General features: G+C 40.0%; 19 protein-coding genes. 8 read left to right on the forward strand and 11 right to left on the reverse strand.

Translation table 11 applies throughout. The annotated features are described in order from the left end of the window. The first annotated feature begins 67 nt into the window (after nucleotides 1-67). Nucleotides 68-1,552: an acetyl-CoA carboxylase biotin carboxylase subunit gene (locus K0S23_RS07195; protein WP_300355755.1), complete on the forward strand. Its 1,485-nt coding sequence runs from the start codon at nucleotides 68-70 to the stop codon at nucleotides 1,550-1,552. A gap of 52 nt (nucleotides 1,553-1,604) precedes the next feature. Here K0S23_RS07195 and K0S23_RS07200 read toward each other — a convergent pair whose 3' ends face one another. The 7 genes from K0S23_RS07200 to K0S23_RS07230 all read right to left on the reverse strand — a co-directional run bounded on the left by K0S23_RS07200 (nucleotide 1,605) and on the right by K0S23_RS07230 (nucleotide 7,064). Then, nucleotides 1,605-2,942 carry an outer membrane beta-barrel protein gene (locus K0S23_RS07200; protein WP_300355756.1) on the reverse strand — a complete coding sequence of 446 codons (1,338 nt, stop codon included), beginning with the start codon at nucleotides 2,940-2,942 and terminating at the stop codon, nucleotides 1,605-1,607. 7 nt (nucleotides 2,943-2,949) lie between these two features. Further along, entirely contained in the window at nucleotides 2,950-3,486 is a 537-nt protein-coding gene (locus K0S23_RS07205; RefSeq protein ID WP_300355757.1) for an RNA polymerase sigma factor, read from the reverse strand. Between the two features lie 20 nt (nucleotides 3,487-3,506). Next, complete coding sequence (locus tag K0S23_RS07210) at nucleotides 3,507-4,205, reverse strand: hypothetical protein (RefSeq protein ID WP_300355758.1); 699 nt, start codon at nucleotides 4,203-4,205, stop codon at nucleotides 3,507-3,509. Nucleotides 4,206-4,348: 143 nt separating this feature from the next. Then, complete coding sequence (locus tag K0S23_RS07215) at nucleotides 4,349-4,978, reverse strand: outer membrane beta-barrel protein (protein WP_300355759.1); 630 nt, start codon at nucleotides 4,976-4,978, stop codon at nucleotides 4,349-4,351. A 146-nt stretch (nucleotides 4,979-5,124) separates the two neighbouring features. After that, nucleotides 5,125-6,006 (reverse strand): T9SS type A sorting domain-containing protein, encoded by an 882-nt coding sequence (locus tag K0S23_RS07220; protein WP_300355760.1) that lies wholly within the window; start codon nucleotides 6,004-6,006, stop codon nucleotides 5,125-5,127. Nucleotides 6,007-6,088: 82 nt separating this feature from the next. Next, on the reverse strand, nucleotides 6,089-6,352 hold the full coding sequence (locus K0S23_RS07225) for a 4a-hydroxytetrahydrobiopterin dehydratase (protein WP_300355761.1): 264 nt from the start codon (nucleotides 6,350-6,352) through the stop codon (nucleotides 6,089-6,091). Then, nucleotides 6,321-7,064: a phenylalanine 4-monooxygenase gene (locus tag K0S23_RS07230; protein WP_300355762.1), complete on the reverse strand. Its 744-nt coding sequence runs from the start codon at nucleotides 7,062-7,064 to the stop codon at nucleotides 6,321-6,323. Before K0S23_RS07230 ends, K0S23_RS07225 begins: the two co-directional genes overlap by 32 nt. Before the next feature lie 341 nt (nucleotides 7,065-7,405). Between K0S23_RS07230 and sucC the strand changes: the two genes are divergently transcribed. Then, complete coding sequence (gene sucC / locus K0S23_RS07235) at nucleotides 7,406-8,617, forward strand: ADP-forming succinate--CoA ligase subunit beta (protein WP_300355763.1); 1,212 nt, start codon at nucleotides 7,406-7,408, stop codon at nucleotides 8,615-8,617. A 425-nt stretch (nucleotides 8,618-9,042) separates the two neighbouring features. Here sucC and K0S23_RS07240 read toward each other — a convergent pair whose 3' ends face one another. Genes K0S23_RS07240 through K0S23_RS07250 form a run of 3 tightly spaced genes read right to left on the reverse strand, consistent with a single transcriptional unit; the run spans nucleotide 9,043 to nucleotide 10,992 of the window. Next, a complete protein-coding gene (locus K0S23_RS07240) occupies nucleotides 9,043-9,933 on the reverse strand; it encodes a UbiA family prenyltransferase (RefSeq protein WP_300355764.1) in 891 nt (296 codons plus the stop codon). A gap of 1 nt (nucleotide 9,934) precedes the next feature. Continuing rightward, nucleotides 9,935-10,627: a hypothetical protein gene (locus K0S23_RS07245; protein WP_300355765.1), complete on the reverse strand. Its 693-nt coding sequence runs from the start codon at nucleotides 10,625-10,627 to the stop codon at nucleotides 9,935-9,937. A 2-nt stretch (nucleotides 10,628-10,629) separates the two neighbouring features. Next, nucleotides 10,630-10,992: an aspartate 1-decarboxylase gene (locus K0S23_RS07250; protein ID WP_300355766.1), complete on the reverse strand. Its 363-nt coding sequence runs from the start codon at nucleotides 10,990-10,992 to the stop codon at nucleotides 10,630-10,632. A gap of 566 nt (nucleotides 10,993-11,558) precedes the next feature. Between K0S23_RS07250 and K0S23_RS07255 the strand changes: the two genes are divergently transcribed. From K0S23_RS07255 to K0S23_RS07270, 4 genes are all read left to right on the forward strand, one after another. Continuing rightward, complete coding sequence (locus tag K0S23_RS07255; RefSeq protein ID WP_300355767.1) at nucleotides 11,559-12,353, forward strand: hypothetical protein; 795 nt, start codon at nucleotides 11,559-11,561, stop codon at nucleotides 12,351-12,353. Between the two features lie 578 nt (nucleotides 12,354-12,931). Beyond that, on the forward strand, nucleotides 12,932-14,320 hold the full coding sequence (locus K0S23_RS07260; RefSeq protein WP_300355768.1) for an RtcB family protein: 1,389 nt from the start codon (nucleotides 12,932-12,934) through the stop codon (nucleotides 14,318-14,320). A 73-nt stretch (nucleotides 14,321-14,393) separates the two neighbouring features. Further along, on the forward strand, nucleotides 14,394-15,089 hold the full coding sequence (prfH, locus tag K0S23_RS07265; RefSeq protein ID WP_300355769.1) for a peptide chain release factor H: 696 nt from the start codon (nucleotides 14,394-14,396) through the stop codon (nucleotides 15,087-15,089). Further along, nucleotides 15,086-15,565: a hypothetical protein gene (locus K0S23_RS07270; RefSeq protein ID WP_300355770.1), complete on the forward strand. Its 480-nt coding sequence runs from the start codon at nucleotides 15,086-15,088 to the stop codon at nucleotides 15,563-15,565. Before prfH ends, K0S23_RS07270 begins: the two co-directional genes overlap by 4 nt. A 48-nt stretch (nucleotides 15,566-15,613) precedes the next feature. Here K0S23_RS07270 and K0S23_RS07275 read toward each other — a convergent pair whose 3' ends face one another. Next, entirely contained in the window at nucleotides 15,614-22,249 is a 6,636-nt protein-coding gene (locus K0S23_RS07275) for a T9SS type A sorting domain-containing protein (RefSeq protein WP_300355771.1), read from the reverse strand. 147 nt (nucleotides 22,250-22,396) lie between these two features. Between K0S23_RS07275 and K0S23_RS07280 the strand changes: the two genes are divergently transcribed. Then, on the forward strand, nucleotides 22,397-24,487 hold the full coding sequence (locus tag K0S23_RS07280) for a S41 family peptidase (RefSeq protein WP_300355772.1): 2,091 nt from the start codon (nucleotides 22,397-22,399) through the stop codon (nucleotides 24,485-24,487). A 60-nt stretch (nucleotides 24,488-24,547) separates the two neighbouring features. After that, nucleotides 24,548-25,582 carry a hypothetical protein gene (locus tag K0S23_RS07285; protein ID WP_300355773.1) on the forward strand — a complete coding sequence of 345 codons (1,035 nt, stop codon included), beginning with the start codon at nucleotides 24,548-24,550 and terminating at the stop codon, nucleotides 25,580-25,582. Nucleotides 25,583-25,761 lie beyond the last annotated feature (179 nt).

Raw genomic sequence — 25,761 nt, forward strand, 5'->3', positions numbered from 1 at the left:
TTAAAGTATCCCGATCTTATAGGTCATTAATTGCACTTTAATTACTTTTACTCCATTGAAATTGTCTATGAAAAAAGTTTTAATTGCAAATAGAGGAGAAATAGCTCGAAGAGTAATCCGCTCGTTAAAGAAAATGAATATCGCTACCGTAGCGATCTATTCTGATGCCGATGCCTTGGCTCCGCACGTTCAGGAAGCGGATGAAGCAGTGTATGTCGGAAAATCCCCTTCGTCGGAATCTTATTTGCAACAGGACCTGATCTTAAAATATTGCAAGGAATTAGGGGTTGAAGGAATTCACCCGGGATATGGTTTCTTGTCGGAAAATGCAGGTTTTGCGCGAAAAGTAAAGGAAGCAGGTATTAAATTTATCGGACCTTCCCCCGAAGCAATGGAATTGATGGGAGATAAGCTTTCCGCAAAACAGGCAGTGAAAAGTTATAACGTTCCTTTGGTTCCCGGAGTTGACGAAGCGATCACCGATGTTGAAGCTGCTAAAAAAATTGCTGCAGAAGTCGGTTTCCCGATCCTGATCAAAGCATCCGCCGGTGGTGGTGGAAAAGGAATGCGCCTGGTAAACAACAATGAGGAGTTTGAAGAGCAAATGAAAATGGCTCAAAGTGAAGCGCGTTCTTCTTTTGGTGATGATGCGGTTTTTATTGAAAAATTTGTAACAAAACCTCGTCATATTGAAATCCAGGTTTTTGCCGACCAGTTGGGGAATACAGTGTACTTGTTCGAACGTGAATGCTCTATCCAGCGCCGTCACCAAAAAGTTATCGAAGAAGCACCTTCTGCCATTTTATCACCTGAACTCCGCCGTCAAATGGGAGAGGCTGCAGTGGCTGTTTGTAAAGCATGCAATTACGAAGGTGCAGGAACAGTGGAATTCCTTTTGGATGCAGAATTGAATTTCTACTTCCTGGAAATGAACACGCGCTTGCAGGTAGAGCATCCCGTGACGGAAGAAATTACCGGGACCGATTTGGTTGAATGGCAGGTACGCGTTGCAAGAGGAGAGCGTTTACCCAAATTACAGGACGAATTAAATATTCACGGTCACTCCATTGAAGTACGTGTTTATGCAGAAGATACACTGAACGGATTCATCCCGGATATCGGAACATTAAACAGGTACCGCAGACCGAGAAAAGATATGGCGCGCGTAGACGATGCGTTTGAAGAAGGAATGGAGGTTCCGATCTACTACGATCCGATGATTGCCAAGTTGGTTGTTTGGGGTGAAACACGTGAGGAAGCTATTGAAAAAATGATCACTGCGATAAACAATTACCAAATTTCAGGATTGAAAACTACTTTGGACTTTGGTAAATTTGTGATGATGCATCCGGCATTCCGCTCAGGCGATTTCGATACTAATTTCGTGAAACATTATTTTGAAGACCCGACAGTAATGTGGGATATGTTTAAAGATGAGAAAGCGGCCCTGGAGGCAGGGATCGGTCAGATCTGGAATGACCTGACTGAGAAAGCAAATAAAAATGCTGCTTCAAGAAACATTACTTCCACCTGGAAATTACATGCACATTAACGAATTTGATGAAATATAAAAAGGCTACTGATTCACAGTAGCCTTTTTTTGTTTAGTATAACCTGATTTTCAGAACCAGTTGCAGCCTGCTGTTTCTGTCAAAGGTCTTGTTGAACGAATTGTTTTTGGTAATATCGGTGAAGCCGAAATGATAAAGAGCATGTGCCGACATGTATCTGCTGAATTGAAATGAATACCCAAGCGAAGCAGAGAAGTTGAAACGATTAAAAGTGCTGTAGTACAGTTTACTGTTTACTCTGCTGTTTTCCTCAGAAGTATAATTCTGAATTTCATAACGTTCCCCCGGATCTTTAAGCAGGTATTCAACTCCCAAGCCTGCTGTCAACCTGTGTTTCGCTGCCAGCTGAAAACTCATTTGTGGAGCAAAACTGATGTAATTCAGGGTAGTTTTATTCAGAATGGTAGTTGTATTATCCGAATCTGTGGTGTCACCGACCTTCCGTTTGTAGGAGATCCTGGAGATGGAATGGTATTCCAACCCTGCTCCGATAGTAAATCTCGGGTTGATCTGATAACTGTAAGAAACTCCGATACTTTCTCTGAATGTTGCCCGGTTTTGCAATTCTTTCATTCCAAACAAAGTATTCACTCCCAGGTTGATATACACAGAATGTTTCCTGAAATCAGTATCCGCTTGATGCGGAGGATTCGGTATAGTGATTAAATACTGAGTTGAGTCCCCCGGAAAAGCTAAATATGCCGGTCTTGTCGGTAAAACTGTGAGATCGGATTGTAACAAGGAATCACGGATTGTTTTTCCGGTTAATTTATCCTGAGAGTCATCGGAATCCGGACTTGTGTTCCGTGTATCTTTTTGTTTCACTGTATTATGCTCGGATTCATCCGGATTAACTTGGTCCGAAGCAGCAGGAATGAAAGTTGATCTTTTGTGTTTTTTCGTTTTGTTTTTGGTGAATTTACTTCTCGTTTTATCTTTTTGATTTGTTACACTAATGTTTGAAGCAGCTCTGGTTTTGCTTTCAGTATTATTTTTTACAGATTTTTTATCGTCTGCAAAAGGTTTTTTCACCCCCTTTGTTTCCGCAGATTGTTCCTTGTTCCCCTTAGCCTTTGTTGAAATTGTCGAACCGGTTTGAGTATCCGGTTTTATGCTGCCTGAAACCTTGTTTTCGGCCAATGGATGTCTCGTATCCGTATTTGAAGGAGCTACTCCATTTGTGAAGAAATAAATCCCGATCAACAATAAAGCAGCAAAACCTGTCGACGAAATGATCCACCAAATCAACAGACGGCGTCTGCGCTTTTGTTTTTCCGCGTCGTACAATGCAAAGGCATCCTGCATGTAGCTTTCGTTGAATTCCAATCCTTCCGGAATAGGATAGTCTTCTGTGTTGTTAAAATCTTTCATCTTCACCTTAATTGAGGTCTAACATTTTTCGCAATTTCTTCTTCGCATCGGAATAGTGCCACATGCTGGTATTTTCATTGATGTCCAGCAAACTGGCAATTTCATGATGTTTGTAGCCGTCAATCGCATATAGATTGAATACACTTTTGGTCATAGGAGGCAACAGGTTTGCTTTCTCCCTGATCAGTTCAATTCGTTCCTGCAGCAATTCATCCACTTCCGTATCCCATGATGTTTGGGAATATTGAGTAATATCTTCAATGGGCAGAACGCGTTCTCTTTCGCGTTTTTCCTTTTTCAGTTCGTTCAAAATGGTATTGATCAGTACGCGCTTTGCCCAATAATCAAATGGATTCTCAGGATGGTATTGCTTTAGGTTAAGCAAAATGTTTACAAAACCCAAATTGAAATAATGAACTGCCTGCTCTTTTCCATTCGCATAGCGATAAGCTGTACCGATAAATTTGGCATAACATTGCTTATAGAAGAGTTCCTGCGACCTTCTGTCTTCTTCAATACAACGCTTAATCAATTCGCTTTCCAAGGGATACGTTTTTAGTTGTATTAAAATTTAGCTGTTAAACCGATCGATAATAATGGTCCGCCAAGTCCTACTTCAGTGAGCAAACTCATGTTTTTACTGAAGTTGTAGCGTAATCCATAGCATAACCTGCTTGCAATCGGGAAACCGCGTGAAAGATCAAAACTTGAATCGCCCGGGACTCCTTCCTGGTCATCTTCTCTGAACTTGCTGAACTTCAGGTTAACTCCCAGTGCAGTGTAGAAATAAGTATTCACTTTCGGACGGTCAACAAAAAAATGACGGGTATATACTACCTGGAAACGCAAACGGTTCATGCTGTAAAATATCCCTTTGCTGGAAATGTCATAAGATGAAGAAGTGCTGTTCCAGATAGAATCGGTTCGCGTACCTGAAGCCCGGTATCCATTGTAGGTTGCCATGAAACCAATGCTGTTTTTTTTGTCCCATTTGTAATCAAATCGCAGGAAAAGTGGTTTGATTTTCACATCCGTAACAACGATGTCTGTCTGAGAAGACCGGATATTGTTAATGGAATCACTGACATAATACATCGTTACTTCCTGGTTAGGACTGTGGAAATAGCTTACTAATCCATATCCCAGGGAAAGGTTGAATTTTTTATAGGTGCTGTCAGCTACTTGCGTGCGACCAACTACCGGTATTAATATCCCGATTAAAAGCACGAGTTTCCAAATGGAATGTTGAGGTGTTCTTTTCATATGCTACTCAAAAGATGAGGTTCCGGTGAATAAACAATTGTCAAATCAAAAACCTTTGGTCAAATGTTGTTTTTTTTTGAAAAAAAATTCCGCTGTAAATTTACAGCGGAATTTTGATAATAAAATTAGCAAATGGAAGTGGTTTAGAATCGATAGTGAAAACCGACATTTAATATAGGTCCGCCGATTCCCAGTTCCGCATTTGCACCAAAATGTTTCGAAAAGGAATAACGCAATCCGGCATAAGTTCTCAATGAAATCGGGAAGTAAAAATTATATGGATATTCTCTGCTGGAGGTCAATTCTCCATTGATCAGCAATCTCCTAGTTTGATTGTTGATACCAATACCTCCTCCCAGGTACACATCTAAATTCGGATTTGAAATAGGGAAGTGATATGCCAGGCGTATTTGTGTTTTGAAACGGTTGATAATGTATTCGGCATCATTTTGTATCCCGCTGCTGTCTGTCATTGTTCCGGTAGATCTTCGTTGCAGGTAATAAAAGTCAATTCCCAAACTGAACCCAGGATTCAATAAATGATCATAACGAAGACCAAAAGTTCCCAGGTTATTAAAATGATTGAATTCAAACTGATCCTGGTCGCTGTTTATGGCCGATAAAGCCTGGAGATTTAAATTAGTTTGCGGACCATAAGAAACTTCCAGGTAGTTCTTCATTTTTGAAACGGGTTCTTCCTGCGCTGATGCAAATGTTCCGCTTAATAAAATAATTGTTGCAAGGGTGCCTGCTTTTTCGATTATTCTTTTCATGATATTTAATTTTAGTTGTTCTGTCTATAAGACAATTTTCACTTCAAAATCCTTGGGTTGAAATGAAGAAAAAAACGTTTTTCTATCAAAAAAGGTCCGCATTTGCGGACCTTTGTACCTCGAAGTAGGGGTGACTGACAGGGTACTTATTGCTTGATGAATTTTTGTTGTTGGGAGCTGCCGTTTTCAAAGAATAATGTACAATAATATATTCCGTTGGTGAAGTCAGCTGTTTCCACCTGGTAATTGAATTGGTCTGCATCCGTTTCAAAAACAGTTCTGCCATTTAAATCGGTAATGCGGATGTTTTGCATCGGCAGATCGCTTTGAATTCGGAGTGCCGATGTAACAGGATTGGGAGCTAGTATGAAAGCGGAGGTTTCCTCTTCTAATCCGGCAGGAGTGTTGTAAACGAAGCTTAAGTCATCTATGAATAGTTGGTTGCCGACACCGGATCCATTATAGGTATTGCTCATAATAATCTGGATTGAATCCGGATTGCCATTTTCCGTATAAGTAATCGGAATACTGAAACGAACATAGCTTGAACTGGCGTTTCCCAGATAACTGGCAATACTAATTGTTTCTGTACTTTGTGTTCCGACATCCCATTTCGTTGAACTGAACTGCAGTTGAAAGGGTACATTGGTCGGGGAAATTAATTTGTACCAGCCTGTCAATGAATCCGGGCGCTGAGTGAAAGCAGCTCCTGCGGTTCCTGTCCCGCTCATCATATCAACATTTCCCAGCATGATAATTCCCGGTACTGTGTCCATTTCGCCATCACCTCCAATATCGCTCACACTCGTAACAAGCTTTAGTGCGTAATTGCCGGAATGTGCATCTGTTGATTTGACTGCTGTCGGATCAGCTCCGAGCATGGTCATAACGTTCATACCCGACCAGTTTTGCGGATCTTCATAAAAAGTATAATCTACCCATGTTTCAAATCCACCGTTTGGAATTGACTGCGCATTTAAGAAAGATGTTGCGCCTAATAGTGCAAGTAATAAGAAATGTTTTTTCATCGTTTTTTCTTTTGATTTACACTACAGACAATTTCCTGCGAAAAAACCTTTGGTCCGAATGAAATTTTTTTCACCCTGCCAATTATTGGTCCGTTTTCCTGGTTTTCCAATTCTCATACAATTCACTGATCTTTTCTACCAAACGGTGATCGCGTTTAGTGATTTTCTGCTGATCGTGTGAGTAAACCGAGATACTCAGTTCACTGCAATGCCTGATTGTTAAATCCGGATGATGATCCATTTGATCTGCTAATTGTGCCACTTCGACCAGGAAGAAAGCAAGTTCTGTTTGGTTTGCGAATTCTACGACGGTTCTAAATCGATTCGCTATGATGCTCCAGTTCATGAGAGTATAATTTAGTAAGTGTTTCTATTGCTTTTTTTAATTGTGAAATATCTTCAATCACGAAGTATTTCTGTTGGATCTCGCTCGTGCAAAAATCCGTTTGAAGAATGGTTTCCACCTTGAATTCGGAATGGGTCGTTCCCTTTGTAGAAATACTTGAGATGGATTCGTGAAAAGAGGAAATGATTCCCGCTCCGAAAATACGTAGTTTGTTTTCTTCCGAAATCAGTCCGAATTCAATGGTAAACCAATACAGGCGCTGTAATTCCACTAAGATACGTGAATCATGGCTAAACCGCTTGCCCAGCATTCCGAACTCATGAACAAATTCCGAATACCCCGGATTGCAAAGCAAGGGAATATGCCCGAAAATATCGTGAAACATGTCCGGCTCTTCCAGGTAATCAAGTTTCTCTTTTGAACGCAGCCAGGTAGACGAAGGAAATTTCTTTTCCGACAAAAGGTCGAAAAATTCCTCCACTCCGATCAATCCAGGTACACAATAAATTTCCCAGCCTGTACTCATTTTAAACCACTCATTGATGCGCTCGAAATTGGGTAATTCCATTGGGTTCAGCACCTTTCTCATCTTTTCCAGTGATTCCAGGTAATCGGAACATGCCTTTTCCTGCAGGTTATTCACTTGCCGCTCGAACAGCAGCGACCATACGGCCAAATCCTCACTGGTGTACTTTTCAAATTCTTGTTCCATTTCAAAAAAAATTAAATAAAAAAAGCCCGATTCATAAGAACCGGGCTTTTCAGCTATAAAAGTTTACATAACGACTTATTCGGTTCCCTGGATTAGAAACTGATAATAATAAGTATTGCTATGCATGTGTTTGTTCATGAGGCAAATGTAAGAAAATGTTTTATAAATAACGATTAAGGAAAAGATTTGTGAATATGTGTTTAGCTATGTTTGATGATTTCAGTAGGATTCTTTTTGGAAATTAATTCAATAAAAAGATATGGATAATTCCCACATTTCAAATGACGCGCGAAAGGATTTAATGTTTACCTTTAGCGCACCAAAAAATTTAAAAAGTTGTCATGAACTTACACGAATATCAAGGAAAAACAATTTTACAAAAATACGGCGTGGCAATCCAACGCGGAGTTGTTGTAGAAAAAGTAGAAGATGCAGTTGCTGCAGCTAAGAAATTGACAGAAGAAACCGGAACTGGTTGGTATGTGGTTAAAGCACAGATCCATGCTGGGGGCCGCGGAAAAGGTGTCGTTGAAGAAACTGGTTCTCATGGTGTAGTTCTTGCAAAAGGAATTGATCAGGTTGAAGAAAAAGTAAAAGGAATCCTTGGTGGTCATCTTGAAACAGCTCAAACAAATGGTGTAGGGAAATTGGTTAGCAAAGTATTGCTTGCTGAAGACGTTTATTACCCTGGAGAAGCTGAAGTAGAAGAGTTTTACATGTCTGTTTTATTGGATCGCGAAAGAGGTCGTAATACGATTATGTATTCTACTGAAGGAGGAATGGATATTGAAACAGTTGCTCACGATACACCACATTTGATTTTCAAAGAAGAAATCGATCCTCGTGTTGGAATTCAAGGATTCCAGGCGCGTAAAATCGCTTTCAATCTTGGTTTGTCCGGAGAAGCATTCAAGCAAATGACAAAATTCGTTGTGAACTTGTATAGTGCTTATGAAGGATGTGATGCGGCAATGTTCGAGATCAACCCGGTATTGAAAACTTCAGATAATAAAATTATTGCAGTTGATGCGAAAGTTACTTTGGATGGAAACGGATTGTTCCGTCATCCGGATTACGTAGCAATGAGAGATACATTGGAAGAAGATCCATTGGACGTTGAAGCTGATGCAGCTGGATTGAACTTCGTGAAATTGGACGGAAACGTTGCTTGTATGGTAAACGGAGCTGGTCTTGCAATGGCAACTATGGATATTATTAAATATTCCGGAGGTAGCCCGGCAAACTTCCTGGATGTTGGTGGAACAGCAAATGCTGAACGTGTTGAGAAAGCATTCCACATCATCTTGAAAGATCCGAACGTGAAAGCAATTTTGATCAATATCTTCGGTGGTATCGTTCGTTGTGACCGTGTTGCTCAGGGAGTTGTTGATGCATACAAGAGCATTGGAAATATTCCTGTTCCGATCATTGTACGTTTGCAAGGAACAAATGCTGTTGAAGCGAAGAAGATCATTGATGATTCAGGATTGAATGTGCATTCAGCTGTATTGTTGCAGGAAGCAGCAGATAAAGTGAAAGAAGTATTGGCGTAAGTCAAAACAGAATAAAATAGAAGAAGCCTTTTTCCGCCATGGTGGAGAGGGCTTTTTTTATTTCCTGTTAGACATCACAGATTGAAAAAATGTCACAAGAATAAACCCTGCTGAAAACGTTCTGCAATTTGTCCTGAAAGCCTTGCTATCACTGGCCAGTACCTAATATCGCGAACATGCAACCGGTTTAGTGAGAATCCTGCTGAAAGTGTTCTGCAATTTGTCCTGAAAGCCTTGCTATCACTGACCAGTACCTGATATCGCGAATATGCAACCGATTTAATGAGAGTCCTGCTGAAAATATTCTGTAATTTATCCTGAAATCCTTGCTATCAACCTAATATCGAAATCCCGATAAACTTCGCGTGAGTTCAGTGGAAACCTTATCAGATGCAACTTAAAGTCTGTGCATCTACCGTTTCAACCTACACAAACGTAAAATAAGTTGCCAGCAAGAACATAACAATCATAATCGCCCACAAAAATCGTCCTGCCCGGATATAATCGATACGCTCTTTGCAACGGAATAACCAAATACAATAGATGATCAGCAAAAGAGTTCCCACACCGAATGTAATTCGTTGATTCGGATAGAAATATTGGATGAATAATCCGCTGATCACAAATGTAAAGAGTAGAAATACGACTACCCATTTGCTTTTTTGCTCGCCGATCTTAGCAGGAAGCGTGTAACATCCATCACTGAGGTCACCCTGTAAATCAGAAATGTCTAAACTCAGTTCGCGGGGTACAATGATTGCGAACGAAATAAGTGCAAACAAATCAAAGAGTAGTTTTAGTTTTTCGCTGTTCAAAGCATGAAGATCTGCTGCCAGGTATTGTTTAATAACCAATGCGATACAAGCTGTCATCGCAGCCATGAGCAGGTTTCCGAAAAGAGGAGTACGTTTGAGCCACAGGTTGTAAACAAAAGAGAAAAACACGATGCTGATTGATATCCACCACCAGTCGGGAAAATAGAAATAGGTCAAAGTAATACTCGAAACTAAAACAAGGATCATGAGCAAAACAAAAAGTAAGTAACTTTCTTTCAGACTGTAAATGCGTCCGATAATTCGTGTATTGGGTTTGTTCACTGCATCGATATCCCTGTCCCGGATGTCATTCAAAACACAACCCGCAGCAATCAGTAATTGAACGGTGAAACACAGTAATAGAATGCCCGACAACGGAGTTTGAATGTTAGATTCTCCGAAATAATAAGTACTCAGATACAATGCAATAAATGGAATCATAACAACCAGTTCATGAAACCAGCGCATTAAGGTAAATGCTGCTTTTACTTTACTAAACATCTTATGAAAACAGTTTAAATGAGACATATTGTTTGGCACTTTGAGCTAAGCCTTGTGTACGACTCTTTGCCGGAAGGATCACGATCCAATGATCCGCTTGATGGTGTTTTTGTTTTCCAACGACATGAAAACCCAATCGTAAGTATTTCGTCAACAAACGTTCATCCAGACTTGAACGGGCCATTAAAATAATATGATGTTTGGGATAAGAGTTTAAAACACGCAGGTAGTAATTCATGAATATCCTTTGTCTCATGTTGGTAAAAAGCGGATGGGCAGAATTTCCCGACAAGCGATCCAGGAAAACGTAGGGTTCATCCGGAACGAGTGAAAGTGTAAGGTAATCTGTTGTTTCATGCGGTTGAAGTTGTTTACTGATGAGCCTCTGATCCGTATAAGATCTGCTTGAAAGTAAGGGAGTTTTGGTTTTCCGGTCTCGTACAACAATGAAATCGAAAGCAGCTCCCATGTCTTCATCGGTATAAAAAGCTTCCGTGCGAATCATTTGAACTTCAGCATAAGCCGTTTTTCTTAAGTGCCGTTCTGCCTGAACCAATGGATCATTTGATTTTGTTTGGAGCACATTAATGGATTCGAAATGAATCCGATGAACGGAAATGTTCCGTTTCAGCCGCCATTTGATGAACAGATAACACAGCAGGAAAACTCCAATGATTATAAGAATGGCAAGCATGATCAAATAAAATAAGGAATCGTTTCTATGACTTCGTTAGAGGTATTTGCGCGAACCAAAGTGGGTCTGAACTGTGATGCATCTTCTTCAGCGACTAATCGATAACTCAATACATGAATGTGATCTCCTTTTTTGAAGTGATGTGAAGCCGCTCCGTTTAAACTGACAAATCCGGGATGTTTACCGATCACAACATAGGTACTGATTCGTTCTCCGGTAGTTTTATTATTGACGAAAACTTGTTCGAATTCCTGAAGCTTTGCCGCTTGAACCAGTTCTAATGGAAGAGAAATACTTCCGGGATAGTCCACAGAGCTTTCATTGACAATGAGTTCTTGAATTTTGCTTTTCAGTAAGTTTATCATGGCAGCTATAAGTTTGAGTCAAATATATTAGTCGTGTTTGTGTTATTAGTTGCGATTTTCCGTACTCGTTTTTTTGGGGTAATGAAAAATGAAAAATATTCTCCTGAAAAGCTTGATGGTACTGGCCAGTTCGCAATATCGCGAATTTAGATCCGGAAGTAAAATTTTACCGGATTAAGACTTATTATCTCCCACTGAGGAACATGGAAGTACACGGATGAATGTTAATCATAAATGATTAAACCTCCGTGATCCTCTGTGCACGTCTGTGGGATTAGTTTCTAACCAACTCCTCTTTTGCACAGGATTCCCTTCAAGTTTCTTTACTAATTCGAAATACATGGAATACTGCCCATTCTACGACGAAAAAACGCAGACTTTGTACTTCACAAGTAAACGAAATCTTCTCCAATCCAAAGACTTCAAAAACGTTCAGGAATTCCAGGAATACGTGAACCAAAATGAGAATGGGTTGAGTAAGATTTATAAGGTAAAGATTAAATTGTAGAAATTACTTATTAGTATATTTACCAGTCCTTTAATGAATGATGATTAAATAATACAAAATGAAAATAGTCCACCTAGCATTAATACTTTTGGGTTTGGGATCATTTAGCTTTTTTATAAAAGGAGATATCCCTAAATTTTTCGCAATCGAAAAAGTAGATGATTCCACTAAAATTGTTGCTTATGGTGGTTTTCTGGATGAAAATGGCAAAGATTTTAATTTTATTATTGAGAAACCAGATGAAATCAAGGAGTTTATTTCCGGAATAGAATATGGAGAAAAGGTTTACAACGTGTTTTCTGAAGAGTCGATTGAGATACACGTGGTTCAAAATTATCAAGATATTACATCTTTGACAGTTATTCCTAAATATAAAAGGGTTTTCACAAATAACGGGTATTCATACCAATTCGATTTAAACCAATTAAACTCATGGCGAAAAAAATATCATTCGTTGAAATATACTTACAAGGGAATGGATTTTAAAACCAGAGAAGAGTTCGAACAATTCTTAAGTATTCAAAAGCAAAATCCAGATTTTTTATATTCATCCAGACCAGCGTTTAGATACGAAGGGAGTTTTGAAATACAATTTCCTAAAAACGAAAAGTTTAAGAATCCTCAAGCGATTATGGATTATTTGAAACCTATTATCAATGAAGTCGAACCCGATGAGGAAAAATACGGGATGTCTTACATTTTAGGCGATAAAAACTTTAATAATAGTGATCAATATACTATAACAATATCAGGATCAAAAAGAATTTTTAATGAACTCAAAGTAGATAATTATAAAAAATCAAATTGGGTTTTAACAGTCGAAAACGCAATTTTCTATTACAAAGAAAAATAATTTCAGGATGAAATAAAAAGATTAGTCATTTTCCTTATTACGTAGTAATAAGAAACCACTCTCAATTATTTTTTTTCCATTCGCACACAACCATGTCATTTTTTATGCGTTATCTTTGCACTGTCGCTCAAGGGATGTCGACAAAAACAAGTAGTAACAATTTTAAAACCGAAGCAATGTTCAAATTACATACAACATTAGGAGCTCCAACTGGTCTAGAGACTGGTGTGCTCGGGCTTTGGGTTTTTCAATAGCGATTATCAAAATCAATCATATGAAAATCCGAAGCTCTTAGAGGTTTCGGATTTTTTTTTGTTTCAAATGCTCCTTACCGAGAGATTCGGTGATTGAGCGGAGTCGAAATCCCGAAATCTCTTGAACTCACATTGAGTTAATCAAAAATTTTTAAAATGATTGGATCGAACTACTTGTTCGAATTCCACTTGGATTGAAAGAAAATTTCAAGGTCAAGGCTTTCTGAAATTTTTGTTGCGAGTTTACTGAGGTAAATCACCAACTGAAAATTTCGGAATGATGCAGAGATTGGAATTTTACTTCAATCCTTAGAACCAAATATCATGGGAAATAAGATAAAGGGGAAAGACCTGCTAAAAATAGGCTTCCCCAACGACAACTCTGTAAACATCGCCTTAGGGTTGATCAGCAGATATAAAAAGAAAGAAAGTAAAGACCGGGTTCTGAAAGAGCTGTCCGAATTGCTTTACGCTCCGGATGAATACATCGGAGATGGCGTTTGGGGCAAAGTTGCCGAAGGATTGGTCGCACCTGTCGAGGTGAAATTTCACGAACTGAAGATTGAGCGCGTTCCGTTTTTGATCTACGGGGAAAACGAGATTGATGACAAAACAAAACATCAGTTTTACCAGGCTTTGAAACTGCCGGTTTCCGTTCAGGGAGCATTGATGCCGGATGCACATTATGGCTACGGTTTACCGATCGGTGGTGTGCTTGCAACAGACAATGCCGTGATTCCTTACGGTGTGGGTGTGGATATCGGTTGCAGAATGTCGCTGAGTATTTTTGATGCGCCGGCGTCTTTTTTCAACGGAAGAACGCACCAATTAGAGAATTTACTTTCGGATCACACGAAGTTCGGAATGTACGAAACTCATAAGATCAAGCACGATCACCCGGTTATGGAAAGTGCTTTGTTCCGCGAGATCCCGTTCCTGAGGAAATTAAAAGGAAAGGCTTACCAGCAATTGGGAACTTCCGGCGGAGGAAATCATTTCGTGGAATTCGGAACGGTAAGTATCACTGCTCCGGATGCCGGAGTTCCTCCAGGAGAATATTTCGCTTTGCTGAGTCATAGCGGATCACGGGGAATTGGTGCTGCCATTGCCAAACAATACACGCAATTGGCCATCAAGCAATGTCCCTTGCCAAGACAGGTTCAGCATTTGGCCTGGCTGAATCTCCATACGCACGACGGACAAGAGTACTGGAATGCGATGAACTTGGCCGGTGAATATGCAAAAGCTTGTCACGATGATATTCACGCACGATTGACCAAAAAGTTGGGGCTCCGCATGTTGATGACGATAGAGAACCACCACAATTTTGCATGGAAAGAAACCGTGAATGGCAAAGAATGTATTGTGCATCGGAAAGGTGCAACACCGGCAGGAAAAGGCGAATTGGGAATCATTCCCGGAAGTATGACAGCACCGGGCTTCATTGTCCGCGGTTTGGGAAATGCTTCCAGCCTGAACTCCGCATCACATGGGGCAGGACGTGTGTTTTCACGCTCTGAATGCAAGAGCAGGTTTACAAAAAGTGAGATGATGAAATCATTGAGCTCTGCAGATGTAAGCCTGATCGGTGGAGCAGTGGATGAATGCCCGATGGCTTATAAAAACATCCACCAGGTGATGGGAAACCAGCAGGAATTGGTGGAAACAATCGGGACATTTTCTCCGCGGATTGTGAGGATGGATAAGAGCTAAGTAACAGCTTAGCGAAGACTGAGCAAAGCAATGACAAATTGCTTGATGCGAAGGACAGTTAAATACAATACATATGGAAACTAAATTAATACATATCACAACAGCGAAAGGTCCTTTGGAATGCCAGTTGGCGGCCGGGAAAATTTTGGGTGCTTTGCTAGCAGATCTGAGACAGAAGGGCTTGCAGGCCGAAACAATGGATCGCATTGCGGGAGCTGAAAATGGGACGATTTTATCAGCAACGGTAAGGGTTAGCGGACAGGATGTTCAGTCAGCCATTCAAACATGGTTAGGGACGGTTCAATGGATTCAGAAGAGTCCGTATCGTCCCAATCATGGGCGAAAGAATTGGTTTGTCGGGATCTTTGAGGTAAATCAGGCGGAAGCCCTGTCGTGGAACGAGAATGACATTGTTTATCAATCCGTTCGGAGCAGTGGAGCAGGCGGACAGCATGTCAACAAAGTAAGCTCCGCAGTTCGTGCAACGCATACTCCCACAGGAACGACCGTTTTTGTCCAGGAAAGCCGCTCACAGCTTCAGAATAAGAAGATTGCACGTGAACGTATTCGCGAAAAGCTGGAAAAAGTTCAAAACGGAAAGTTGGTGGAAATGGTGAACCAAACGTGGTCGCAGCATCACGAACTGGAACGGGGCAACCCGGTAAGAACCTTCACCGGAATGGACTTCAAACCGAAAAAGGAAACGAAGACATACAAGAAACAACGCAGTATGTTGAAAAACGAATTGCATAAAGAACTAAAATTATGACAACAAATAGTTACTTGGTTAAGGCATTGGATTATTATCCATATAACCTGGAAGAAGCTCTGGAATCATTGAATTATGCAATGGCCTACGAAGAAAATAATCCGATTGCACTTTGCCTGATGGGAAGGGTACATTTGGAAATATTCAAAAACTATACTGAAGCAAACAGTTATTTCAGGGAAGCACTTGCGGCAAGTGTAGATTACCTCGAAACGTATGCTTACTTTTTGGATTGCCTGTTAATTCAGGAAGATTTTGAAGAAATGACCAAACTGTTGGCCTTTGCCCGAAAACGTAGAGGAATTGACAGAGGATTACTCTTCTATTATGAAGCCTTGCTTTTGGAAAAGCAAATGAAGTTCAAAAAAGCACAGAAGATGATCAAAGAGGCGATGCTTTTGGCACAAACAGGTTCCTTCATGTCTGATTTGGAAGAAATGAAGAAACGGATCGAGAAGAAGATCGGGTTGAAGTAAATGTAAAAAAAACAAAGGCGCCCATTATCGAGCGCCTTTGTTTTTTTGTTAGTTTTTGACAATCCGTATCATGGATTGATGTTTATTGTCTTCTACATAAAGCAGGTAAACACCATTGGCATATTCACTAATTGATAAGCTCGTTTTTAGATAAAACTCATCACTTTCTAAAAGACGTCCATTGGAATCAAACAACTTAAACTTGGTGAGCGAGTTATTGTCAGATTCAAGAGTTACCGATGAACTGCTTGGATTTGGATAACAACTAAAATGGGTGTTTTCAAGTGCAGTTAATTCTGCAAATTCAATATCTCCATTGTTGAAGTAAATAGCTTGTGTTATGCCAAAATACTGATCCATTGATTTTTGGCTGCAGTATATTGTCAATTGAAGCAGATAAACTCCGTTACCATTGTTTAGTACATAATTTGCCGTGTCAAAATTGGACCCGTTCGAATCAATAATATTCCAAATAACGGTAACCTGGTTGCCATTGGCCCAGATCGAATCAATGTAGGCAGTGTCAATACCATTGTAATAGATGTCACAGTTGCTTAACGTATAACCCAACGAATCTGTAGCAAGAGAATCAATAAATCCATTGTTGTAAACAAAATTACTATCTGCCGGAATGACCACTGTATAGTTCGAAGTATCTCCGCAGTTCTCAATTACAGACAATGTATGCAGACCAGGACAAAGGTTACTTACCAGAGTATATCCGGATGAAGAAATTGGAGTACCTCCATCTAGGATAATCGTTGTCGGCATTTGCCCGGTTAAGTCAACAGCAAGTTGCCCATTGCAATTTTGATCGTCTGAAGGAATGGAATACGTAATCACTCCAATAGGTACTGATGGGGTAATCGTGAGATTCAGTACTATTAAAGAGTCACAACCCTGTGCATTACTGTAAGTTGCGGTATAAAAACCACTTACAGTATATGTTTGATTGGTTTCTGTCCATGAGTAGGAATTTCCACAGTGATTAACCGCAATGGTATCAGAGCTATTTGGTAACAGGATCAAATGCAACACTACTACCGAATCACATCCCTGAGCATTCGTAAAGGTTGCAGGGAAATAGCCACTGGTGCTATAAGTCTGGTTAGTTGATGGCCAAAAATAAGATGTATCACAGGTGGAAACTGCAATTGTATCACTTAAAGGAGTAATTGCAATAGTAAGATCTAAGTGAACAATTGAGTCACAACCATACATCGAATAAACGGTGTCGGAATAAATTCCGCTTATAGTGTAAATTTGATTGTTGGCAGCCCACGTATAGGAATCGCAACTGGTCGCTGTTTCAGTTGTTTCATAAGAAGTTACAAAGTCTAGATTCAAAACAATGACCGAATCACAGTTGTTGGAATTTATGAAATTTGCTGTGTAGAACCCGGGACTGTAATAGAAATTGTTGGTGACGCTCCAGTAATACGCTGTACATGCATTGGAAACAGTAACAGTATCATATGTGCTGTATGATTGTAAATCCAGGAATTTAATGACCTGGCATCCGGTGTTATTTACAATCGTATCACTGTAAAGCCCTGATGTGTAATAAATTTGATTGTTAAATGACCAATGGAATCCACAAGTATTGCTTACATGAATCGTATCAGTAGGAAAACTCATGAGTGAAAGGTTGAGTGTTACGATGGAATCACATCCGTAAACACTTTGAACGGTATCGGTATAATTTCCTGATAGATTATATGTTTGGTTGTTTAAAGGCCAGGTATAACTATTCCCGCATTCAGCTGTATTCTCGTAAGTATGTGAAATTGGCTGAATGATTAGGTCTAAGGTAATAATCGAGTCACAACCGGAAGAATTGCTTAATTGTGCCGTATATTGCCCGGACGTTTGATATGTAATACCTGTTTCCGGCCAGAAATAATCTCCACAACTGTTTACAATTACCGTTTCGTTAAGCGTTCCGTTGAAGTTAAACACTAATTGATTCACAATGTCGTCCTCTCCGTTGGTTTCACTCGCAAAAATAACGGAGTCTGCATCTGTAGAATAAGTCAGACCATTGATCCATGTGTATGGTGTACAGGATTCAATACTGTCCGTTTGGATTGAGAATTCAGGCAAAGGCAAATTCGCCAGGTTTGGTGCGAAAAACTGGTTGACATTATCAAAATTACCTGCAAGGAATATGCGGTCTCCACTCACATGTAAATCCTTCATGTTGCTACAATTCGGATACCAATTAGAAACCATTTGACTGGAGATTAAAACTGCACCGAACTGGTTTCTTGCTGCAGACTGTATTTGAGTAAAAGAACCCACTCCAAACAAATAATCATCAGACAAGGTGATTGTAAGTACTTCTCCGTTAAACTGCGGAGACCACTGCATGAGTTCAAAATTGGAAGCTTTAAAGCGGCCCACATAATTAGCAGCTCCATCGAGACAACCCAGGAAATTCCCGGCAAAATACACACTGGAGTCAGAAATTGCAATATCATTTACACGCCCGGTAAATCCTAAATTGAGACTGTTAATGGTTCCTGCACCCAAATCAAAGGAAGCGAAGTTTTTCCTTGTTTGTCCTGAAACAGTTGTGAATTCACCTCCAACCAATAATTTCCCGTTGAGCTGTTCGATGATATTCACTTTTCCGTTAGCAAAAGGGTTCCAGGAAGTTAGTGAAAGTGTCGTTAAATCAATTGCAGCTAGTCTTCCACGAGATTGCCCGCCTACCAATGCGAAATCTCCGCCGGCATACAGAGTTTGTCCGCTTAATTCAAGTGTTCTAACTTGACTATTGAAGGCAATATTATTGCCCAATACGGCACCGGTAGAATAATTAACTGCAGCGAAGAAGCTTCTATTAATACCATTAATCTGGCTAAAATTTCCGGCAAGGAATAAAGTGTCTCCCTTCATGGCTAAATCATGAACAAAGGTTGAATTAGTTAATGCGATCTTTAAATCACTTGCTTTACCGGTTGTTTTATCAATTTCAGCAAAACGGGTTCGGACTTTTCCTCCAAACGACTTAAATCCTCCTGCGAAAAAGCGATAAGAATCACTTGTTGCGAAGGCCATCAAATCATTGAACGCATCATACCAGTAATCCGGGATTGAAACAGGACTCAGTGCACTTCTGCTTACCTGGATATTGTTTGAAACAGCCTGTCCGGAGAAGGAGGTTAAACTTCCAAATAGGTAAATATTCGACTGGTCGGTATATACCTGTCTGATTTGTCCTACGGCATTAAAATTCACCGGTAACAACGTTCCATTCTTAAATGCTGCAATGGACTGACGAGGTTGTCCGCTTACGGTGGTGAAATTACCGTAAACCAGTAAGGTGTCTTCTCCCAGTGCTTTTAAATAATACCCCGATGAACTGCCCACATTTGGGTTTGGATTAAAGGAAGACAAGGAAAGATCCGAGCGGTTAAAAGCTTTAAATACAGAAGGACTTCCTGAATAGGTAAGAGCTAAGACATGAATAAGGTCACTGGTGATTGCTAAGGACAGGATTGATTGTCCGATACCTGTTTTACTGGTAATAATAGCTCCTGTTTGAATATTGTAAAAGCGAACTACATTTGTAGCTACTGCCACTAGGGTATCACCCATCAAATCGAGCATTTTTGCATTTTGAAGAGCATAGGAAGTAAGGATAGCTCCGGAAGTATGAGAAATCCTTACTGCGAACTGATTGATTTGTCCGCTGACGGTAAAACTTCCGCAAACAACAGGGTCATTGTCATATAATTTAATATCCCACACTCTTCCGTCTAGGTTAGGATTCCAGTTAGTGATCTGAAGATTTTCATCCAGGTGTACAAGGTAATTACGAATCGAATCGCCTACCCGTGTAAAATCGCCACCGATAAAAAATCCGTTTTGTCCGTCAGAAACAACCGTATTAATTGCTCCGTTGAATTTAGGTCTTGGAACGTTATTGTTAAAATCACTGTGATTGTAAACAGCGGCAAATCGCTGGTTCGGACCGATGTAATTGAAACTTCCGGTAACAAACAAGCTGTTAGGTGCCTGAGGTGTTTCAAATACTTTGGTCACCATTCCGTCAGTAACCCACGTAGAATCGCTATAATCTTCCGTATTGTTTGTGATCGTCAATGATAATCCATTGTAAGTATCTTGTCCGTTGAAAATGGTCGTTTTCCAATAGTCACCACTTTCATAAATCCGAACCATTGGTGTATACGGATTGGGCTGCCAATCGTAAAACAAATCAGCAGTTACGGTATCGAGGAAAGTAACTTCATCAATTGTTGGAATAATATATAACGTAGAATCACATCCAAATACATTGGTGAAATGCTGCGTGATATTCTGATCTAATTTGGTGTAATTAATCCCATTAACAGTTACATAATATTGTCCGACAGGATAAATAGTGTCTGCTGAATTTTGTAAGCTTAGGTGTAAAATTGCTGTAGAATCACATCCGTTTTGACTGGTAAATTTTTGAATATGATCTCCTGCTACGTCGTACGTCACATTATTCCAGGTATAGCTGCATGAAGTGCTTATTGAAAAATTGCTGGTATCGGCACATTGTATTTCCATAGCCTCAATGCGTTTTCCCGTAGAACAAATGAAATCTCCTACAACTTCCAATTTAGGATAAGGCTGGGGAGAAGCCATGCTTGGAGTAAAATGGTAGGACTCATAATTGGATGGATGCCTGGAAATTTCAATTCCGTCATCAAAATGCACAAAATGATAGTCTTCCGTGCGGGTAATGTAGTAACCATCTTTAACCACAAGCCTGGAGTGGAAGACATTGGGAGCGTTATTATTCCCGAAATCAGTCAGGGATTGCGTATTTAGATTGTACACCGCAATATACTCACGATTTAAACCATTCACCTGGTAGAAGGCGCCTTCGGCAGTCAATAAAGAATCAAATATGTTTACACGCGTAATTGCGTCATTGAATTCGATGTTCAGGGGAGAAATTGTAAAGTTATCCAGGTTGAAAGCGGCAAAATTCATTCTTTCCGAACCCATAATGGAATCGAAATTTCCACCGATGTAAAGTAAATTGTCCTTCACAGCCATGTCTATGATTCCCTGGAAATAGAGGTTGTATGTATGCGGAGATTGATATTGTAACTGCTGCGTAGCTTTGCTGTAAACTGAAAATGCATAGATTGGATTTCCGGTTGTGGAATTTGTTCCGTTAATAATCAACTGATTTTCACTTTGAACCATCTTTTCAACAGAGATCAATCCCGGAATTTCAAAATCAAGTAATGCTCCTGTGTGAATGTTTAATGCAGCCACGCCATTACGTGGAACACCATTTATTTGGGTGAAAACTCCGGCAATAAATAAAGTATCTCCGGAGCCAAAAGCAGAATTAATCTCCAGGTTGTTGTTCGCGTAACCGTCAACAGCCTGGAAGTTAAGGCACCAGTTTTCAAGCTGAAGTGTTTCACCGTCAAAGACTGCCAGGTTGGTCAATCCTCTTATTTGTTCAATTTCACCGTCACATCCCGAAAGAACCACTTTTCCCTGCAATGGAAATGTAAATGAAGTCAAACGCAGGTAGGTTACACTCAAAGAATCTACGGAGTTGGTTAGCAGATCATAAATGAAACACGCACTGCTTGCATTATTGTTGCCCCAATTCACAGGAGCACCTGAGATATAGAGTTTATCCTGCTCAATATTGAATGAAAGAACTTCGGTACGGAAATTAGGATCTGTTCCGTTCAACAATTCGGTGGTAGTTTCTGTAACAGTATTTAATCGTTGAATGGTTTGTGTAGCTCCCACATTCCGGGGAATAAACAGATCATTCCCATAAACTGCCAGATCTCGACAACCATCCGCATTGGCTAACTGGAAATTGCCTAGCTCGGCAGTGTTGGCATCCAATACGGCAAACTGGTCTCTTGAAAGGCCATTAACTGTTGAAAAACCTCCCGCGATGTAAATTTTCCCGTTTAATTCTTCAATTGCAAGAATTACTGCATTGGCGTTTAAATTAACCGTATAGGAACTTAAGGTAGTACCATCGTTTTCAAGCATAAAAAGCTTGTCTTTGGTAATTCCGTTGACTTTTGAGAATGCTCCGACAACAAAAATGTGATCGTTTTCTCCTGTGATATCATACACTTCTCCATCGGTGTTGAAAATCTGGTTTGTAACAGTAAGATCTGCCAGGTTGATTACTGCGAAATTCTTTCGGGCTACCTGGTTTACATGAGAGAAGTCCCCGATCAGGTAAAGCAGGTTTCCACGACGAAACAACTTGCGAATGGTTCCTTCAGTGATTCCCAGGTAAGTTTCTTTTGTTACTGAAATGTTGAAACCGGTGATTTGTCCCTGAGCGTTAACATGTGCAAGAGAAGATCGGGATACATTCAAAAAAGAGTCGAATTTTCCCCCAAGGTATTTTCCGCCGTTCCCATCCGGAAATTGACAATACACGCTTCCGTTGATCGATTCGGTATTTTGAATTCCAATTCCGAAATGATCTGTGAATTGGGTTTCTGAAGCTTTGAGGGTCTTACTCTTGAATTTTCCTACTGCAATGTATTTGTCTGTTTCAGCAGAATAACTAAAACTCTTTACGTCCAATAGCCCGGTAAAAGCATCCACTTTTTTTAAAACCTGGGATTGAAGCGTAATGGGTAATAATAGAAGAAAAATCCAAGTTGATTTAAGGTAGTTTGACATGAGTATAAAGTTTGAGCAAAAGTATTAAATGAAGAGGACATTTCCATGTTTTTAACAATGGTTTTCAATGAAATGTAAGATAAAGATTCCAGCAGACTTTCGCTGTATTAAAATTCATACTACTTTTGTCGTTGAAAAATACTTACTTTGCGTTTAAGATCTTTATTGACAACCACCTTATTAGTTACCATTATTTCTTTTAATTCATCAGCAGGAGAACCGGATTCTTTATCTGTCAATGTCCGTTTATTGGTGAAAAAAATCCAGGGTAAGCATGTGAAACCAAGAACGGTTGATGCGGTATTCGGTAACCAGGTACATGAATATTTGTGTTCTTTTGTGGATCGGGAGAAAGAGATTCTACGAAAAGAAGACTTGACCTATTTAAAAGATTTGAGCTCAAAATTGAATGAAGATATTCAAAACGGCAGGCAATTCTATTTCTCGGAATTCAACCGCATCGCGCTGGAAAGATGTAAAGAGATCCAGGCTATTCAGAAAGCTTATTTAAGTAAACCGGTTCTGCTCAATAGCACCAAAAAACACGACCCGAAGGAACAGGATAATTTAACTGAGAAGAATTATAAAACCTACTGGGAGAATAACCTGTGTTTGGCTGTTATCTCTGAAATCATTTCCCTGCATCCGGAAGATGCTAAAGTTCTGTTGAAAGATTCCCTGACCCGGTTTGAAAAGAAAGCCCGGTTAAAGATTGAAAAGGAATACGCAAATTACTTTGAAGCGATTCAGACCAAAGGTTTCATGCAGGAAATGTATTTGAATGCCATCGCAATGAGTTTTGATCCGCATACCCTGTATTTCAGCCCGGAACAAAAGGATGGCTTTATTGAAGAGCTTTCAACCCAAAAGGAAAAGTTTGGCATTACGTATGGTTTGGATGAACAGAACAGGGTGATTTTAACAGATATCCTGCCGGGAAGTTCAGCCTGGTTAAGTAATGAGCTTTTCTCAGGTGATCAGATCCTGAAGATCAAATTCGGTTGGAAAAGTGGAGCATGGCTTGAAATCGGTAACGGAATCAGCGGGTTGACGGAATTATCTGATGCTTTTGGGAAATACCAGGGAAAGGAAATTTCCATTTTGGTAAAGGATAAGGATGGCTACGAAGTTCAGGTCGATTTGGAAAAGACGTTAGTTTATAGTGATAACGATAATATCAAAAATGCTTTGATGGCAGGTCCGAAAAATATCGGTTATATCAGCCTTCCCGATTTCTATACCGCTTATTCTGCTGATATGAACGAGCAGGGATGCGCAAACGATATGGCAAAATGCATCCTGAAATTAAAGAAAGACGGTATTGAGGGACTGATCCTGGACTTACGCGGAAATGGCGGCGGATCACTCTATGAGGCAGTTGCACTTTCCGGTATTTTCATTGATTATGGACCGATCTTAGCCATGAGTGACAATAAGGGAATGGTCCAGGTTTTAAAAGATATTAACCGTGGGTTTATTTATGACGGACCTTTGATGGTGCTGATCGATGCAGAAAGTGCTTCGGCTTCTGAAATTGTAGCTGCGGTTCTGCAGGATTATAAGAAAGCAATCATCGTGGGTGTTCCAAGTTTCGGGAAAGCAACCAGTCAGATCGTTTTCCCGCTGGATCCTTTGGTAGGTGATTTTTCGACCCTTCAGGAGAATCCCGATTATGGCTATGCGAATATTACGGAAGGATTTCTTTACCGCGTAAATGGAAAATCGAATCAGGCGATAGGTGTGCTGCCGGACATCGAATTGGGAATGAGCTCTTTTGATTCGATCGAGGAAAGAGAACGTAATTATGAGAATGAATTGATTCCGGATCCGATTGATAAGAAGATCGTTTATACACCTGCACCAAATCCTTTACCTGTTGAGACACTTGCTGCATTTGCCGTAAAACAGCGCAGTTCGGGAATTTATGCGGCCTACTACAAAGTCTTGGACTCTCTTGCAGCAGGCTATGATGAGAATCAAACTATTTCCCTGGATCTGCTTGATCACTGGAACGAAAGACTTCAGAGCAAAGCTTCAAAAGAGCACTTTAAAGTAGTGAAGAACAATACGAACTGGGGTCATGGAATTCGTTCCAATTCGTTCGATAAAACGGTTTATGCCAAGAACCCGGTACTTCAAAAATACTTCGAGGATTTTGCAAGCCGTTTGAAATCGGATATTGAACTTTTTGAAGCAGTCGGGATAATGAATGAATGGTTACAGACAATCAATAAATAAAGGCTACACGAAAAAGGTCCGTTAACGGATCCGATAATAAATACAACAAAAACAGAAACAATGAAAAATCGATTACTTAAATTAACCTTAATGATTGCCTTCCTGGGGGCGGTAAATACTTATGCCCAAACAGCGGTAGAGTACATGAATGTATTTACAGCTGAATATGGCAAGATCCAGCAGGATATGTGGGACTATACAAGTTCTGTTTCACATGGTAAAAGTGCCCGTAAAGTAGAGAAAAGAAGAGCTGAATTAATTCAGACTTCGACCGCAGCTTTGAACAAGGCAAAATCTGCCAAAGCATATAATGGTTCAACTCAATTCCGTGATTCCGTTATCGAATTCCTTCGCATCAATAACATCGTATTGAAAGAGGATTATGCGAAAATTGTAGACATGGAAGCAGTATCTGAAGAGTCGTATGATGCAATGGAGGCATACATGTTGGCACGTGATCGCGCGAATGATAAATTGGTACAGGCATCTGAGATGGTAGGAAGAGAACAAAAGGTATTTGCCGGGGCAAACAATATCAATTTGATCGTCTCCGAAGATGCATTGGATAAAAAGATGGCTGTTGCCGGTGATGTTTACCGCACGTACAATGAAATTTACCTGATCTTCTTCAAAAGCTACAAACAGGAGCTGTACCTGATGGATGCGATCAATCGGAAAGACATCAATGCAATTGAGCAAAACAGGAATGCACTTATTTCGGCTGCAAAAGAAGGTTTGAAAAAACTGGAAGGGGTAAAACCGTATAAGAATGATAAAAGCATGGTGGAAGCAACCAAAAAATTGTTGGAATTTTATATTGATGAAGCAACAAATGAAACTCCGAAAATGGCTGATTATTTCATGGTTACAGAAAACTTTGATAAAGTGAAAAAGGCTTTTGATGAGATCCCGGAAAAAAAGCGTACCCAGTCTGATGTAAATGAATTCAATAAAGCAGTGAATGATATGAATGCAAGCGTAAATACCTACAACGCAACAAATCAGTCATTGAATAAGAAACGTTCGTCTTTAATTGACAACTGGAATAATACAGCAGGTAAATTTACGGATACCCACGTTCCGAAAGGAAAGTAAAAGATCAGCAATTGCTGAGATTAACGACAAAAGAAACCCAAAACCGATTCAGAAATGAGTCGGTTTTTTTGTAGTAGGTACGCGATTTATCGCGTACCACTATTCATCGCGTACCGCTATTTATCACGTACCACTATTTATGACAGGTCATAAGCATAAGAGTCCGCCGCGGCGGACGA

This window comes from Fluviicola sp., assembly GCF_029266855.1.
Taxonomy (GTDB): Bacteria; Bacteroidota; Bacteroidia; order Flavobacteriales_D; family Crocinitomicaceae; genus Fluviicola.

Excerpts from the sequence above, each read along its gene's own strand:
- K0S23_RS07195 (WP_300355755.1), top strand. The coding sequence starts at position 68 with ATGAAAAAAGTTTTAATTGCAAATAGAGGAGAAATAGCTCGAAGAGTA.
- K0S23_RS07200 (WP_300355756.1), bottom strand. The coding sequence starts at position 2,942 with ATGAAAGATTTTAACAACACAGAAGACTATCCTATTCCGGAAGGATTG.
- K0S23_RS07210 (WP_300355758.1), bottom strand. The coding sequence starts at position 4,205 with ATGAAAAGAACACCTCAACATTCCATTTGGAAACTCGTGCTTTTAATC.
- K0S23_RS07215 (WP_300355759.1), bottom strand. The coding sequence starts at position 4,978 with ATGAAAAGAATAATCGAAAAAGCAGGCACCCTTGCAACAATTATTTTA.
- K0S23_RS07220 (WP_300355760.1), bottom strand. The coding sequence starts at position 6,006 with ATGAAAAAACATTTCTTATTACTTGCACTATTAGGCGCAACATCTTTC.
- K0S23_RS07225 (WP_300355761.1), bottom strand. The coding sequence starts at position 6,352 with ATGAACTGGAGCATCATAGCGAATCGATTTAGAACCGTCGTAGAATTC.
- K0S23_RS07230 (WP_300355762.1), bottom strand. The coding sequence starts at position 7,064 with ATGGAACAAGAATTTGAAAAGTACACCAGTGAGGATTTGGCCGTATGG.
- sucC (WP_300355763.1), top strand. The coding sequence starts at position 7,406 with ATGAACTTACACGAATATCAAGGAAAAACAATTTTACAAAAATACGGC.
- K0S23_RS07240 (WP_300355764.1), bottom strand. The coding sequence starts at position 9,933 with ATGTTTAGTAAAGTAAAAGCAGCATTTACCTTAATGCGCTGGTTTCAT.
- K0S23_RS07245 (WP_300355765.1), bottom strand. The coding sequence starts at position 10,627 with ATGCTTGCCATTCTTATAATCATTGGAGTTTTCCTGCTGTGTTATCTG.
- K0S23_RS07250 (WP_300355766.1), bottom strand. The coding sequence starts at position 10,992 with ATGATAAACTTACTGAAAAGCAAAATTCAAGAACTCATTGTCAATGAA.
- K0S23_RS07255 (WP_300355767.1), top strand. The coding sequence starts at position 11,559 with ATGAAAATAGTCCACCTAGCATTAATACTTTTGGGTTTGGGATCATTT.
- K0S23_RS07260 (WP_300355768.1), top strand. The coding sequence starts at position 12,932 with ATGGGAAATAAGATAAAGGGGAAAGACCTGCTAAAAATAGGCTTCCCC.
- prfH (WP_300355769.1), top strand. The coding sequence starts at position 14,394 with ATGGAAACTAAATTAATACATATCACAACAGCGAAAGGTCCTTTGGAA.
- K0S23_RS07270 (WP_300355770.1), top strand. The coding sequence starts at position 15,086 with ATGACAACAAATAGTTACTTGGTTAAGGCATTGGATTATTATCCATAT.
- K0S23_RS07275 (WP_300355771.1), bottom strand. The coding sequence starts at position 22,249 with ATGTCAAACTACCTTAAATCAACTTGGATTTTTCTTCTATTATTACCC.
- K0S23_RS07285 (WP_300355773.1), top strand. The coding sequence starts at position 24,548 with ATGAAAAATCGATTACTTAAATTAACCTTAATGATTGCCTTCCTGGGG.